Below are 13360 nucleotides of genomic sequence, written 5' to 3' on the forward strand. Positions count from 1 at the left end.
CGTCCCTGAAGGTGTCTTCAGCACCCTCAGCAATTCTTCAGCGACGGTCACTCAGGATCGGGTCCCGGTAGGCAAGCACCCGCGCCCTCGTCCGCAGAGCGGAGACGGGGCGAGACCGGAAGGACACCATGTGACCCGTCGCCGCCGAGCCCGTGCACCCCACCCCACCGAGTCCGCTCGGCCGACCGCTCACCCGTCTGCCGAGCGGCCCCGCCGCCACCGGCGGCCCAGGAGCCGACGGGCACGCCTCGGCCGGGCCGCGCTCGCCCTCACCGCGGTGACGGCGCTCTGCGCGGGCGGCACCGGCTGGTACCTCTACCAGGACGTCTTCCGGCACATCGGCACCTCCGACGCGCTGGACGACGACGCGCCGAAGTCCTCGGGAGGCGCGACCAACATCCTGCTCATGGGTCTGGACAGCCGTAAGGACCAGAACGGCGAGGACCTCCCGGACAGCGTGCTCGACAAGCTGCACGCCGGTGGCTCCGACATCGGCGGCTACAACACCAACACCCTGATCCTGCTGCACGTCCCCGCGGGGAACGGCAAGGCGACGGCCTTCTCCCTGCCCCGCGACGACCTGGTCGACATACCCGGCTTCCCGAAAGACAAGATCAAGAAGGCATACGGCCTGACCAAGGCCCGCACGGAGGAACGCCTCGCCCAGCAGGGCACCACCGACCGCCGCACCCTGGAGCGGGCGGGTCGCGAGGCGGGGCGGCGGGCCGAGATCGAGACGGTACGCAGGTTCCTGGACGTCCCCGTCGACCACTTCGCCGAGATCAGCCTGGCGGGCTTCTACCACCTGGCCGACGCCCTCGACGGCGTGGAAGTCTGCCTCAAGCACCCTGTGAAGGACCGCTACTCCGGGGCGGACTTCCACGCCGGGCGGCAGACGCTCGACGGTGCGCGGTCGCTCGCCTTCGTACGGCAGCGCCACGGTCTGGACGGCGGCGACCTGGACCGTACGCGCAGGCAACAGGCGTTCCTGGCCTCGGCCGGACACAAGCTCGACAGCGTCGGCACCTTCACGAACCCGGCCCGGCTGATGCGGCTCCTCGACGTCGTCAAACAGGACGTGGTCATCGACAAGGGCTGGGACCTGGCGTCCTTCGTCCAGCACGCGAGGAACCTCTCCCGTGGGGACGTCGAGTTCTCCACCCTGCCCATCGAAGGGTTCGCGAAGCACCACGGTGAGGACGTCAACCTCGTCGATCCCGACCGGATCAGGAACCTGGTACGGGAGAGGACGGGCGGCGGCCCCGACCGCACGGGGCAGCCGGGCACCGGCCGGGGGGACGGCCCTTCCCCCACCCGTCCGAACGCCGGCAAGCCCACCCCCGGTCCCCCCGCCCGGGACGAACACGTCGTCGAGGGCGGCGGAATACCGTGCGTCGACTGAACCGCCCGGCGCGGGGCGCGACCGGATGCGTCAGACCTCCAGGTCCGCCTCTATCCGCCGCAGCTGGTGCCGTGCCATCGCCAGGTTGGCCCGCTTGCCGTCGAGCACGAGGTAGAGGAAGAGGCCGGTGCCGCCGCGGCCGGTCAGCAGCCTGATCAAGTGGTACTGCGAGCCGAGGGTGATCAGGATGTCCTCGATGCTGTCCTGGATGTTGAGCATCTCCATGGCCCGCAGCTTGGCCCGCACCACGTCGGTGTTGGCCGCGGCCGCGACATTGAGGTCGAGTGTCTGCGACCCGCCGAGAGTGCCGAGCGCCATGCCGCTGCCGTAGTCGACCAGAGCGACGCCGAGGGCGCCCTCGATCGACGTCATCGCATCCTGCAGGGCCGCTTCGGTGTTCGCCATGAGAATCCCGCTTTCGTCATTGGTTGTCATCAAGGACCGCCCCGTCCCCACGGCTGTCCGCCGGCGAACGGGGGTGAAAGAAGAGGTGCCGTGGTTCACACCTGCCGTCGACGCTCCAGCGCGCTGTCGACGAGCTCCGATATTCGCGTTCCGGCCCTGCGGGCCTCCAGGTTCAGCCGGCCCACGTTGGCGTCGGCCGCCGCCAGGAGCGTCAACACGCAGGACGAACCCGCCGCGTACGTCGCCACATAGCCGCGCTCGCCGCGCACCAGCAGTTCGCGGAATCCGCCGTGACCCACGGCGTCCGTCAGCCGTGCGCCCACCCCCAGGGCCGCCGCGGTCAGCGCGGCCACCCCGTCGGGCTCCATGTCGGTGACGAGATGCGCGATCACCAGCCCGTCGGTGCTCGCCACCAGCGCACCGGTCAAGTGCGGTACGCGGACCCGTAACGCCTGGAGCTCGGTGAGCACCTCGGGTAGGGCCGTCATCGACTGTCTCCTTCCTGTCAATTGCCTCAAGGCGCGTCTCATCATGGGATCGGGGCATCCCGGCGGGGGGACGGAATGGTCACAGGGCCTCCAACGCGTCACGGATCCTGATGAGCAGGGAGGTCTCCGGGACGCCCGGCGCCTCGGGCAACGGCCGGTCGGCCTCGGTCGTCCCCGGGTCCGGGGGCCGGATCAGTCCCAGCGCCGTCAGCCGTCGGACGTCCAGGAGGGTGGCGAAGGCCGGGCGCCCGAGTGCCCGGGCGATCTGTACCGGGGTACGCACCCCGTCGGCCGCGCGCAGCACGGCCCGGCGGCCGCACACCGCCTGTGCGCCGCGCCCGCGGCGGCGGTCGGCGTCGGGCACGGGCACGACGGGGGCCGCGTCCACCGCCGCGCCCGGCCATGCCTGTTCCAGGAGCCGGCGCCGTCTGCGCACCTCACGCTGGAGGGCGGGGACCGTCACCGGCCGCACCGGGCCGAGCCAGTGCCGGGCCTCGCGGAGGAACCGCTCGGGTGGGCGCTGACCGTCCCCCAGGGGGTACAGGACGAAGTAGGCGGCGTCGAACAGCGCGCTCAGATGGCACAGTTCGAGCTCGCCCTGGCTCAACCGGCCGTGCTCGACGAGGAAGTCACCGGTCCGGTAGCCCGGGCCGCCTTGTGTCACGGCCTCCTCCCAGGTCTCCGGCGACAGCCGCCCCCGGGCGGTCAGCCGCCATCCCACGTCCGGTGCGGCCGGGCTCTCCGCGTGCACCACCGCCCCGTCGGAGAGATAGAGCGCACCCACCGGCCCGTGCAGTGCTCCGGTGGCGCCTTCGCCGGCCAGCCGGGCCAGCGGGTCGTCCTCGACGGCCGGCCGCACCGGAGTCGTACCCGCGGCTTCCGCGGCGCCCGCGGTCACGACAGAACCAGCCCGGCGGTCAGATCCCTCAGCCGGAAGCGGGCGACGGCCAGGTTGGCCTCGGCGCGGTCGAGCCAGAGGTAGAGGAAGACGCTGCTGTCGAAGGCGGTCTCCACGAAGCGGATCAGATGGTATCCGCCGCGCGCGGTGACGATGAGATCCTCCACGGGCCCGTCGGCCTGCCCTGCCCGTTCCGCCGGCCCGGCCTGTTCGGCCTGGGTGAACGCGCTGCTCTCGAAGGTGAGCCGGGCCAGTTCCGCGGCCTCCGCGGCCGCCGTCTCGTGGTCGTGGTTCGGGCCCTCGCCCACCGCTCCCAGGGCGAGTCCGGTCGTCCAGTCCACCAGACTCGCTCCTCGGACACCGGGGATCGCCAAGGCCTCGGATAAGCACGCGTCGATACCGGACACACAGACCTCTCCAGCCGCGCCGCGGCAGCGCACCGCCGCGACTCGTCGGACACAGACAACAGCTACCAACGGCATGTCGGCTGCGACGGAAGGTAATCGAAAACGGAACCGCGCGTGGTGGTTTTGGCAAATTCAATCGGCATAGGTGGAGCGGCGTATCGGGTGCCGACGAGCCGTCCGCGCCGACGCGTCCACGGCGTGCCACGGGTGCCCGCGTGGCTGCCCCCACGCGTCACCGACGCCGTTCGCGCTCCGGAGCGAAGGGTACGCCGCTCACCAGCCCCCGGTAGCCCACGATCAGTGCCTCACCGAGGAATCCGACGCCGATGGACAGCTGGACCGGCCGCGCGTTCTCGTGCATGCCGAGCCGCACCGCGAGGAAGCCGTAGCCGGCCATGATCATCAAGGACCCGAGGGCCATGAGGAAGGTCCTGCCGGTGTAGCGCTGCCACAACACCCCTTCCTTGTCGAAGACCTGGATGGTCGCGCCGCGCAGGGCGCCGAGCGCGATGCCGAGGACGCAGCCCACGACGACCCAGACGAGGTCGGTGCCCGTCAGGCCGTCGGCCTTGCACAGGGCCCAGATACCGAGGCCGGTGAGGACGAGGGGCGCTGCGAACAGGTCGCGGGCGTTGAGCGGTTCCCCCCTCAGCCGCTTGATCACCACAACGATCGCGACGACAGCGATGAGAGCCGCGAGTGCCCAGCCGTGCATGACGTACCCCTTTATATAGCTTGACCTTGCTAAAAAAAGAATTTAGCTCGGTCGTGCTATAAAGGCAACATGCCGAAGATCGTCGACCCCGAGGCCCGCCGCCAGGCCGTGGCCGCCGCCGTTCTGCGCGTCGTCGGCAGGGACGGCCTGGAAAAGGCGTCGCTGCGCAACGTCGCCGACGAGGCGGGGCTCGCCATCGGTTCGGTGCGTCACTACGTCACCGACCAGGCCGATCTGATGGCGCTCGCCCTGCGGGAACTGGGCCGCCGCGTCGACCGGCGGATCTACGCCCACGCCGAGCAACTGCTCGACCCCGATGCCGACATCGACCGTCGCGCCCGCACCGAGGAACTCCTCGCGGAGCTTCTCCCTCTCGACGGGACCCGCCACGAGGAGGCCGTGCTCTGGCTCGCCTTCACCACCGCGGCGCGCACCCGGCCCGAACTGCGCGCCCGCGCGGACGCGTTGCACGAGGGAATGCACGCCTTGGTGGTGCGCGTGCTGCGGGAGTGGCAGCGGGCCGGCGGCCTGCCGGACGCCCTCGAGGTGGAGGTGGAGGCGCTGCGGCTGTCCGCGCTGCTCGACGGCCTCGCGCTCCAGGTGGTGCTCCAGCCCGCCCACGTCACGCCGGACGACGCCCGAAGGGTGTTGCGACGCCACCTGGACGCGCTCAAGGCGGGGTCCTAGAACGACCGCCGCCCGCGGCCGCACACCTCGGTGCGGACGCGGGCGTGACCGGGCGGATGGTGGGTCAGACCGCCGCCGTCGCCTGCTCCACCATGCGGCGCAGCAGCTTCTTGTCCGGCTTTCCGGCGTCGGTCAGCGGCAGCGCGTCGAGGAAGTCGACGCGCGCCGGTTCGTACATCGTGCCCCGCTCGGTGCGCACCAGCTCGCGAAGGCTCCGCTCGTCGACCCCGCCGTCCTGTGTGGGTACGACGACGGCGTGGACCTGCTCCATGCGGTTGGCGTCCGGGACGCCGAAGACGGCGCTCTGCAGGACGTGCGGGTGGGAGTTCAGCAGGTCCTCGAGTTCGGTGGTGTACACATGGCCGCCGACCACGACGATCATGTCCTTGAGCCGGTCGACGATGGTCAGATAGCCCTCGTCGTCCAGGTGTCCGATGTCGCCGGTGTGCAGCCAGCCGTCCCTCAGTACCTCGGCGGTCAGCTCCGGCTGCTTCCAGTACCCCTGCATGATGCCCGCCGAGCGTACGCAGATCTCGCCGTGCTCACCGGGAGGCAGATCGCGGCCGGACTCGTCGCGGATGGCCACCTCGACGCCTTCCAGCGCCTTCCCGACGGACCAGAGCCGCTCGGGGTGGTCCGGGTCGTGGTCCTCCTCGGTGAGCACGCTGATGCCGCCGGCCTCGTTCTGCCCGTAGAACTGGTTGAGGACGGGGCCGAAGCGCCGTACCGCCTCGGCGATGCGGGTCGGCGAGGACGGGCAGCCGCCGTACGAGATGCGGCGCAGGCTGGAGGTGTCGGTGCGGGCGGCGTCCGCGTGGTCCATCAGCTGGTACAGCAGCGGCGGCAGCAGGAACAGATGGGTGATGCGTTCGCGCTCGATCGTCGCGAGCACGGCGGCCGGCTCGAAGTCCTCCATCAGCACCACGGCTCCGCCGGTGCGCAGGGCGTGATCGGCCATCATGCCGGCGGCGTGGGCGAGGGTGGTGCACACCAACTGCCGGATCGGCTGCCCCGTCCTGGCCATGATGTCTTCGGGTATGACGTCGTGGAACCACGCCACCTGGTCGAAGGAGGTGCAGATGGCCTTGGGGTGGCCGGTGGTGCCGCCCGTGTGACGGATGGTGCAGGTGTCCTGCGGCCGGGCGGGACTGGGGAATGGTTCGGCGGACTCTCCGGCGGCGAGTTCCAGCAGGTCCGTGCCCATCCCGGCCGGGCCGAGCGTGAGCACGTTCTTCACCGGCGCCTGCCCGGTCACCTCACGGGCGCGTTCCGCGTACCGCGGGTCGACGACGAGGGTGTGGGTCTCCACGTCGCGGATGATGGTGGCCTGCACCTCGGCGGCGAGCTTGCTGTAGAGGTGGTTGACCCGGCAGCCGATCAGATTGGCGGCGTAGCGCACGGCGATCGTCTCGGGGAGGTTCCCGCTTAACAGGGTGACGGTCTGGCCGTGGCGCACCCCTTGGGTGCGCAATGCGCGTGCCATGCGGTGGACGAGGTCATGGAGCTCGCGGCCGGTGACGCGTCGGTTTCGATGGACCAGGACGTGCCGGTCGGGTGTGGCTGCGAGGACGTCGAGGGTGTGCTCCACGTAGGTGCGGAAGTCGTTCGCGTTGAGGGGCATGCGCAGTTCCTGGATTCCCTGGGTTCCTGATTCACGGTGTCCGGTGCCCGGGGTGCGGCGGAAGCCGCGCCGGCCGGTCGCGTCCACGTACCGGCCCGGATCCCGACAACTTTGGTAGCCCGGGGCAACTAAAGTGATCTTATCTCTTCACCTTCAAAGGCTCCAGGCCGGACGGGATAGCGCCTGGATTTCATTGCCTGAAACGTCGATATCCGGTCAGTGGCCTCGGTGGCTACGGCGTGCTGCCCCGCATCGTAGGGTGGCTTCTCCACACCGACGGGGGAGAAGCAGCGTGAGCAGCAGTACGCAACAGGCGGCGGATACCGCGGCCGAGGGCCGCAACCGGCCCGCCCGGGTCAGCTTCTGGGCGGCCTTCCTGGGGATTGGCCTGATCTTGGGCATCGTGGCGACGCCGCTGTTCTGGCTGATGTGGGGCGGTTGGTACACGCTGTTCCTGTTCCTGTGTGCCTTCGTCGCCATCCCGGCCGGACACCTCGGCCGCAGGCGCGGCAAGCGGCTGGGCGGCCGCGACCGTGGTGCGGCGCTGTTCGGCATCGTCGCCGGGTGGCTGCTGATGCTCTGCGGTCTGCTGCTGGTGGTCGCCTATGCCGGGCTGGTGACGGGGCTCGCGGTCCTGGTGGACTCGGCCCGCTGAGCAGCGGGCCGGCCATGTGCGGCCCGGGCGTCGTCACCGGTGCGGGACGCCCCGGCCCGCCCTCACCGGGCCTCGGCCACCATCGGCAGCCGATCGGGGTGGATGTTCCCCCTGGCGACGCGGCGGATCCGCTTGCCGGGTACCGGGCGCAGCCGCCACCGGCGGCAGACGGTCGCTGCCACCACGGCCATTTCGGCCAGGGCGAAGGTGTCCCCGATGCACTTGTACCCGCCCGAGCCGAAGGGAATGAATGCTCCCTTCGGCACCTCGCGCGCCCGGTCGGGCAGCCATCGGTCGGGATCGAACCGCTGCGGATCACGGAACCAGCGCGGATCGTGGTGCAGCGCGTACGGACTGTAGAGGATCTCGGCCCCGCCGGGGACCGTTACGGTCCCGAGCCGGGCAGGGGCCGTCGCACGGCGCGTGATCATCCACGGCGGGTACCGGCGCAGCGTTTCCATGATGACCCGGCTGGTGAAGGCGAGGGCCGGTAGATCCTCCAAGCGCGGCGGCCGGCCGCCGAGCACCGTGTCGACCTCGGCGTGTACGCGTTCCTCGATCTCGCGGTGGCGGCCGAGTTCGTGGAAGAACCAGGCGAGGGTCGCCGCGGTGGTCTCCACCCCGGCGACGGCCAGACTGGTCACATGGTCATGGACCTGCTGGTCGGTCAGACCGCGACCCTCCGCGTCGCGTTGCATCAACAGGAGGGACAGCATGTCTCCGCGGTCCCGCCCGGAGCGGCGGTGCGCGGCGATCGCCTCTCCGATGACCCTGTCCATGGTGCGGCGGGCCCGGTCGAAACGTCGGTTCGAGGCGACCGGCACGCGCGCCCACCACTCGGGCAGCAGGATGCGCACCATCATGCCTCGCGTGAGGACGGGCAGTGCCTGGTGGAATTCCGTGCGGGCGTGAGTGTCCAGACCGGTGGGGAGCAGGGTGTTCGCGAGCACGCCCAGAGAGAGGTCGTTCATCGCCCGGTCCACGGCGATGACCCGGCCCGGCCGCCATGGCGTCACGACACTTTCGGCGGCCTGGAGCATGAGGTCGGTGTAAGCGGGGAGGTGCTGATGGTGAAAAGCCGGTTGGAGGGCCCGCCGGGCCCGGCGATGAACCTTGCCGGAAGACGCTGCCAACCCCTCCCCGAGAAAGAGGGACGCCTTCTCGAAGAGACGGCCGCGAGTGAAATCGCGGGCCCCGTCGACGAGAACGTGCTGGACCAATTTCGGATGCGTGAGAGCGTAGAAGGGCAATGCCCCGAGCTGTAGCCGCACCACGTCTCCGTGCCCGGCCAGCGACGTGACGAAGTGCAGCGGCCGCCGCAACAACGGCGCGGTGTGACCCAGCACCGGCCAGGCGCCCGGCGCCCGCCCGACCGGCCCGGTCGTGGCCTCGTCATGACTCGGCGCATTCCGCGTGCGCCCGGGGTTCAGTGTTCGGGAGCGAGGATCCATGGTGTCTCCAACCTCGTATTCACTCGGCACACCGTTGGCCCCTCCATCTAAGTCGAGTGTGCGTGTGCGGGTCGGATGCCCACCGGGGGTATCGGAAGCACGCGGGGCAGCCCATCGGCATGCGGGCTCCCCGATTCCCGGCCCCACGCCCCCTCGTGGGGCCCGGGAGACGGATTTCAAGCGGTCGACGAAGGAACCATCCGATAAATGTGCTCGCTGTATTTAAGGCTCGTGGCATTTATGGGCGCGGACCGTCGCCATGCGAGGCGCCGGCCCGCAGGGGGATCGGGTCACAACGGTTCGGCGGTGTGCGGGACGTAGAGGTCCAGCAGCCGGCTGCGTGCCGTGTGCAGCCGGTGTCCGAGCACCTCGGCGACCGCGCGCATGACGGCGAAACCGAGTGCGGGGTTCTGCTCGCACAGGACCCGCGCGTCGGTGCCGTCGAACTCGTACGCCCGCACGGGGCTGAGTGCCTCCGCGCCGAACCCCCACTCGTACGGCGGGAACAGCCAGGACCAGCCGAGCAGATCCCCCGTGCCCAGCGTCTCCACGGTGACCACCCGCCGCCCGGGCAACTGGAGGTCCAGGGTGACCGCCCCGGAGCGGATGACCCAGAAACGGTCCGCCGTGCCGTGTTCCTCGAAGATCCGGGCGTCCTCCGGGAAGGAGACCTCGCGGGCGAGTTCCATCAGCCGGTCGCGGTATTCCGCGGGCAGGGCTCTGAGCAGTTTCTTCGTTGTCGTCATTGCCGAGAGCCTCCTCGCCGCCCGCGGCGCCGCTGACACGTCGCCGCCCCGCCGGTGGCCCGCCGGGGCCGATGTGTTCCGCCCCGTGCGCGCAGCCTGCTACATCCATTGACCCACGCCCGCCAGCGGGCGGCATCCCGAGCGTGAGGCAGGGACACGTCACCTCGCCGCAGACAGGCCCCGTCCCTGCGGAGGAGCCGCACGGTAGCAGCGTCCGGGAGGGGAGAGGCCGGCTTTGTCAGAGGCCGCGAATCCTCGTCTGCCCGACTTCGCCGACGGCTAGCGTCCGTGGGCATTCCGGCAGGGCGGCTTCCGGCAGGGGCGACCTCCGGCAGGGCGCCCGATGCGAGCGCCCGAAGAATCCGAGGAAGGTGTCATGCGATCCGTACGTTCCCTGCGTTCCGCGCGCTCCCTGCGTCATCTGCGGCCCGTCTCCCGGCGGACCCTCGGTACCGGGCTCGTCGTCGGCTCACTGGCCGCGACGCTCCTGGCGCTGCTGATCCCCGTGTACCTCTTCGGCAGCGCCGAGCCGGCGGCGGCGAGCGCGCGCACCGCCTGGAACGACGACGGCGCCGGCATCACGAGCACGGCGTCCGGGCCGCTGACACCGCTGGACCGGGACTTCGTCCGTCGGGTACGGCTCGCCGGTCTGTGGGAGAAGCCCGCGGGCAGGCTCGCCCTGGAACGCGGCACGAAGGACACGGTGAAGATGGCCGGCAGTCATCTCGTCGACGGCCACACCGAGCTGGACCGGCTGTCCGTCGAAACGGGCCGGGCCCTGGGCGTGACCATGCCGGTACGTCCCACCGCCGAACAGCAAGGGTGGCTCGACCAGTTGCAAGGCGCCCAGGGCGCCACGTTCGACCGGCTCTTCGCGAATCTCGTGCGTGCCGCTCACGGCAAGGTGTTCGGGCTGGTGGCGCTCGTACGCGACCGCACCGCCAACGCGACGGTGCGGGAACTGGCGTCCCGCGCCAACACCGTCGTCCTCGACCACATCACCGTCCTCGAGAAGACCGAACTCGTCGACTTCCCCCACCCAGGCGACAACGAAAAGAAGTGACCCCACATGATGCGACAGGCCCATAAACGCTCGCAATTGAGGACCCGGGCGGTGGTCGCGGCCGCGGCGCTGCTGCTGGGCGGCGGCGGAACGGCGATCATCGCGGCCAACGCCTCCGCCGGCGGTGCCCACGGCACCGCGGAACAGGACACCGGGCACACCCCGCACGGCGCGGCGGCGGGTTCCGCCACCGGTGAGGCGACGACCGTCTCCTGCCCCGACGTCGGTGAACGGCTGCGCGAGGTCCCCGCCCCGGCGCGGACCGAGGTCTCCCGGGGCCTCTCCCAGCTGGATGCCCAAGTGGCAAGCGCCTACGAGCAGATGATGTCGACGGGGAACACCCCGGACGCCGTGCTGGGGGAGCTGAAACGGAAACGCGACGGGACCATCGGCCGCATCACCGATTCCATCAAGGCGGCCGACAGCGGTGCCGTGCCCGCGCCCGAGGACCTGACCGCACTGAGCGGGTGCCGGACCCGGAAGGTCAGCACGACCGCGGCCGACGACTCCTCACGCCCCTTGAGCTCCCGGCTCGGCGAGCAGGGCAAGCCCGGCGGCCCCTCCCGCGCCGACTTCGCCGACATCAGGACCGCGCCCGCCGGCCCCGGTGCGCCCGCCGCCCGCCGCGGCGGCTCGACGGGCACCTTCGCGTCCGTGTGCGGTCGCAACGAGAACGGTCACTTCAACCCCGACAACGTGATCGTCACCCCCGGTGTGCGCAACGGCGCCCACCATATGCACGACTATGTGGGCAACAAATCCACCGATGCCTTCTCCACCGACAACAGCCTCGCGGCCGCGGGAACGACCTGCACCAACGGGGACAAGTCCAGCCACTACTGGCCCGTGCTGCGGGTACTGGACGGAAAGGTGGCGCCGGACGCCAATGCCCCGGGCGGCGGCCACGACGGGAACATGGGAACCGTTCTGCGCCCCGCGTCGGTGACCCTGCAGTTCCGGGGCAATCCGGTGACAAAGGTGACGGCGATGCCCCGATTCCTTCGCGTCATCACCGGTGACGCCAAAGCGCTCACCAACGGCGTGGCCAACGCCAACGCCTCATGGAGCTGTGCGGGATTCGAGAACCGGCAGTTGAAGGACAAATATCCGATCTGCCCGAACGGCGCACAGGTCGTCCGCACCTTCGCCTTCCAGAACTGCTGGGACGGGCGTAACACCGACAGCGCCAATCACCGCACCCATGTCGCCTTCGCCCGTGCGGACGGCTCCTGCCCCCGTGGTTTCAAGGCCATCCCGCAACTGGTGCAGCGCATCACCTACGACGTACCGGCGGGCGTCCCCTTCGCCGTGGACAGCTTTCCCGAGCAGCTGCACAAGCCGGTCACGGACCACGGCGACTTCATCAACGTCATGTCGGACGCGCTGATGGCAAGGGCGACGGCGTGCATCAACGGTGGCCGCACCTGCTGACGGAACCACCCGCTCCACCCCGCGGAACCCCCGGCGCCGGGTGCTCCCCACCCCCACCATCCACCGGGCGCCGGGAAGGCGGCGGCCCCGAACAACCGAGTTCGGGGCCGCCGCGCGACGCTCTGTCTCACAGGCCGTTGATCCGGGCCCGGCCCGCCGGGCTCAGTGGCTGGACGGCCGCTCCCAGGGCCCGCACCGGGCCGTGCGCCCGCGAGCGCAGCTGCCGGGCCTGGGCCAGCAGCCGTCGGCTGCGCAGTGCCAGCTCCAGCTCGAAACGGGTGCGCGGCTCGCGCATCGCCGGCCCGAAGAGCTTCTCTATCTGGCGGAGGCGGTAGCGCACCGTCTGGGGGTGCACCTTGAGCGTACGGGCCGCCTCCGGGGCGCCACCGCTCTCCAGCCAGGCCAGCAGCGTCACCTCGAGCCGCTCGCTCTGCCGCGGGGTGAGGTCCTCCAGCGGGCGCAGCCACCGCGCGGACAGGGCCCTGGCCAGCGATTCGTCCTGGAGCATGAGCAGCTCGGAGAGGTGGTCGTCGACGAACGTGACGCGTTCGGCCGGGCCGCCCACCGCCGCCGCCAGGGCCAGCAGCCGCCGCGCCCAGCGCAGCGAGGATGCGGCGTCCACGACCGGGACGGAGTGACCGACCGCGGCCACCCGGCCGCCCAGTGCCGACTCCAGGGCCGCGCGCGCCCGCGGCCCCGGGTCGGGAATCAGCAGGCACAGGTCGGCCTCGACGGTGCCGGGCAGTCCTTGGCCGAGGGCCGCCGCCAGTTGCGGGGTCAGCTGGGGCGTCGGCTGCGGAACCAGATGGGGCGCCAGGGAATGCGCGTCGTTCGGGCCGGCGAGCACGATGGCACGCACCCGGCGGGGGAGCGGCCAGCCGGCCTGGCCGGCCAGCTCGGTCAGCACGTCGTGGGGGATGTGCCGGTCGTCGGCGAGCGCGGTGAACAAGGCCTGGCGGGCCCGGGTACCGGGCATGGCGGTGACGACCTGTCCCGGTTTTCGCCGCGGTGTGGGTATGCGCTCCGGCCCCGCGGCGGGCCGCAGTCCCAAAGTCAGCAACAGCGCCCTCTCCACCGCCTCTTGCGTGGCTTCCCTGCCGATGCGCTGTGATACCGCCGAGAACGCGGGAGTACTGCGCTGCAGTTCTTCGGCCAACTGCGCGGCGACTGCGGGAAGTTCCTTTCTCAGGACCCGAGTCCACTCACCGCGCGGCCGCGACCAGATGCGGTTCAGAATGTCGCACATCGTCTACCTCCGGACTTCCGTACCGGGCGGGAGGACCGGGAATACCGCCGGTTGCCTCTCGCCTGAGTGGGCATCATCAACAGCCGATCGCCGCCGTGGGGACAGCCGCGCGTGAATTTGTCACAGCACGATAAACCTTATGAAG

At 70.7% G+C, this 13360-nt stretch carries 14 protein-coding genes; 5 read left to right on the forward strand and 9 right to left on the reverse strand.

Features of this window, described 5'->3' with window-relative positions; genetic code table 11:
* Nucleotides 1-130: 130 nt before the first annotated feature.
* Nucleotides 131-1402, forward strand: coding sequence for an LCP family protein (locus FHS38_RS25465; protein WP_229821959.1), 1272 nt, complete (start codon nucleotides 131-133; stop codon nucleotides 1400-1402).
* Between the two features lie 30 nt (nucleotides 1403-1432).
* Here the strand turns inward: FHS38_RS25465 and FHS38_RS25470 are convergent, their stop codons facing one another.
* The 5 genes from FHS38_RS25470 to FHS38_RS25490 all read right to left on the reverse strand — a co-directional run bounded on the left by FHS38_RS25470 (nucleotide 1433) and on the right by FHS38_RS25490 (nucleotide 4315).
* Nucleotides 1433-1807, reverse strand: a complete 375-nt coding sequence (locus FHS38_RS25470) for a hypothetical protein (RefSeq protein ID WP_184737255.1) — start codon at nucleotides 1805-1807, stop codon at nucleotides 1433-1435.
* Between the two features lie 95 nt (nucleotides 1808-1902).
* Entirely contained in the window at nucleotides 1903-2337 is a 435-nt protein-coding gene (locus FHS38_RS25475; RefSeq protein WP_184737257.1) for a roadblock/LC7 domain-containing protein, read from the reverse strand.
* A 37-nt stretch (nucleotides 2338-2374) separates the two neighbouring features.
* Nucleotides 2375-3193 carry a transcriptional regulator gene (locus FHS38_RS25480; protein WP_308433502.1) on the reverse strand — a complete coding sequence of 273 codons (819 nt, stop codon included), beginning with the start codon at nucleotides 3191-3193 and terminating at the stop codon, nucleotides 2375-2377.
* A complete protein-coding gene (locus tag FHS38_RS25485) occupies nucleotides 3190-3600 on the reverse strand; it encodes a hypothetical protein (RefSeq protein WP_184737259.1) in 411 nt (136 codons plus the stop codon). The genes FHS38_RS25480 and FHS38_RS25485 overlap by 4 nt, the downstream gene beginning before the upstream one ends.
* Before the next feature lie 232 nt (nucleotides 3601-3832).
* Nucleotides 3833-4315, reverse strand: a complete 483-nt coding sequence (locus FHS38_RS25490; protein ID WP_184737261.1) for a DUF1453 domain-containing protein — start codon at nucleotides 4313-4315, stop codon at nucleotides 3833-3835.
* Nucleotides 4316-4384: 69 nt separating this feature from the next.
* Between FHS38_RS25490 and FHS38_RS25495 the strand changes: the two genes are divergently transcribed.
* A complete protein-coding gene (locus FHS38_RS25495) occupies nucleotides 4385-5002 on the forward strand; it encodes a TetR/AcrR family transcriptional regulator (RefSeq protein WP_184737263.1) in 618 nt (205 codons plus the stop codon).
* A 64-nt stretch (nucleotides 5003-5066) separates the two neighbouring features.
* On the opposite strand, the gene FHS38_RS25500 is transcribed toward FHS38_RS25495, so the two are convergent.
* A complete protein-coding gene (locus FHS38_RS25500; RefSeq protein ID WP_184737265.1) occupies nucleotides 5067-6623 on the reverse strand; it encodes an AMP-binding protein in 1557 nt (518 codons plus the stop codon).
* A gap of 292 nt (nucleotides 6624-6915) precedes the next feature.
* Between FHS38_RS25500 and FHS38_RS25505 the strand changes: the two genes are divergently transcribed.
* Nucleotides 6916-7278 carry a DUF4190 domain-containing protein gene (locus tag FHS38_RS25505; RefSeq protein WP_184737267.1) on the forward strand — a complete coding sequence of 121 codons (363 nt, stop codon included), beginning with the start codon at nucleotides 6916-6918 and terminating at the stop codon, nucleotides 7276-7278.
* 62 nt (nucleotides 7279-7340) lie between these two features.
* Here the strand turns inward: FHS38_RS25505 and FHS38_RS25510 are convergent, their stop codons facing one another.
* Both FHS38_RS25510 and FHS38_RS25515 read right to left on the reverse strand, forming a co-directional pair.
* The gene (locus FHS38_RS25510) at nucleotides 7341-8729 is read right to left on the reverse strand and encodes a cytochrome P450 (protein ID WP_189222260.1); all 1389 of its coding nucleotides are present in this window, start codon (nucleotides 8727-8729) and stop codon (nucleotides 7341-7343) included.
* A gap of 290 nt (nucleotides 8730-9019) precedes the next feature.
* Nucleotides 9020-9475, reverse strand: coding sequence for a Crp/Fnr family transcriptional regulator (locus tag FHS38_RS25515; protein ID WP_184737271.1), 456 nt, complete (start codon nucleotides 9473-9475; stop codon nucleotides 9020-9022).
* 376 nt (nucleotides 9476-9851) lie between these two features.
* Between FHS38_RS25515 and FHS38_RS25520 the strand changes: the two genes are divergently transcribed.
* Both FHS38_RS25520 and FHS38_RS25525 read left to right on the forward strand, forming a co-directional pair.
* Nucleotides 9852-10538 (forward strand): DUF4142 domain-containing protein, encoded by a 687-nt coding sequence (locus tag FHS38_RS25520; RefSeq protein ID WP_184737273.1) that lies wholly within the window; start codon nucleotides 9852-9854, stop codon nucleotides 10536-10538.
* A gap of 6 nt (nucleotides 10539-10544) precedes the next feature.
* Nucleotides 10545-11969 carry a DUF1996 domain-containing protein gene (locus FHS38_RS25525; RefSeq protein ID WP_184737275.1) on the forward strand — a complete coding sequence of 475 codons (1425 nt, stop codon included), beginning with the start codon at nucleotides 10545-10547 and terminating at the stop codon, nucleotides 11967-11969.
* A gap of 127 nt (nucleotides 11970-12096) precedes the next feature.
* Here FHS38_RS25525 and FHS38_RS25530 read toward each other — a convergent pair whose 3' ends face one another.
* On the reverse strand, nucleotides 12097-12945 hold the full coding sequence (locus FHS38_RS25530) for a PucR family transcriptional regulator (RefSeq protein ID WP_229821958.1): 849 nt from the start codon (nucleotides 12943-12945) through the stop codon (nucleotides 12097-12099).
* Between the last annotated feature and the right edge of the window lie 415 nt (nucleotides 12946-13360).

This window comes from Streptomyces netropsis, assembly GCF_014203545.1.
In the GTDB taxonomy this organism is placed as follows: Bacteria; Actinomycetota; Actinomycetes; order Streptomycetales; family Streptomycetaceae; genus Streptomyces; species Streptomyces netropsis.

What these genes read in the sequence shown, in the direction of transcription:
- FHS38_RS25470 (WP_184737255.1), bottom strand. Translation starts at nt 1,807, where the DNA reads ATGGCGAACACCGAAGCGGCCCTGCAGGATGCGATGACGTCGATCGAG.
- FHS38_RS25475 (WP_184737257.1), bottom strand. Translation starts at nt 2,337, where the DNA reads ATGAGACGCGCCTTGAGGCAATTGACAGGAAGGAGACAGTCGATGACG.
- FHS38_RS25490 (WP_184737261.1), bottom strand. Translation starts at nt 4,315, where the DNA reads ATGCACGGCTGGGCACTCGCGGCTCTCATCGCTGTCGTCGCGATCGTT.
- FHS38_RS25495 (WP_184737263.1), top strand. Translation starts at nt 4,385, where the DNA reads ATGCCGAAGATCGTCGACCCCGAGGCCCGCCGCCAGGCCGTGGCCGCC.
- FHS38_RS25500 (WP_184737265.1), bottom strand. Translation starts at nt 6,623, where the DNA reads ATGCCCCTCAACGCGAACGACTTCCGCACCTACGTGGAGCACACCCTC.
- FHS38_RS25510 (WP_189222260.1), bottom strand. Translation starts at nt 8,729, where the DNA reads ATGGATCCTCGCTCCCGAACACTGAACCCCGGGCGCACGCGGAATGCG.
- FHS38_RS25515 (WP_184737271.1), bottom strand. Translation starts at nt 9,475, where the DNA reads ATGACGACAACGAAGAAACTGCTCAGAGCCCTGCCCGCGGAATACCGC.
- FHS38_RS25520 (WP_184737273.1), top strand. Translation starts at nt 9,852, where the DNA reads ATGCGATCCGTACGTTCCCTGCGTTCCGCGCGCTCCCTGCGTCATCTG.
- FHS38_RS25525 (WP_184737275.1), top strand. Translation starts at nt 10,545, where the DNA reads ATGATGCGACAGGCCCATAAACGCTCGCAATTGAGGACCCGGGCGGTG.
- FHS38_RS25530 (WP_229821958.1), bottom strand. Translation starts at nt 12,945, where the DNA reads ATGCCCGGTACCCGGGCCCGCCAGGCCTTGTTCACCGCGCTCGCCGAC.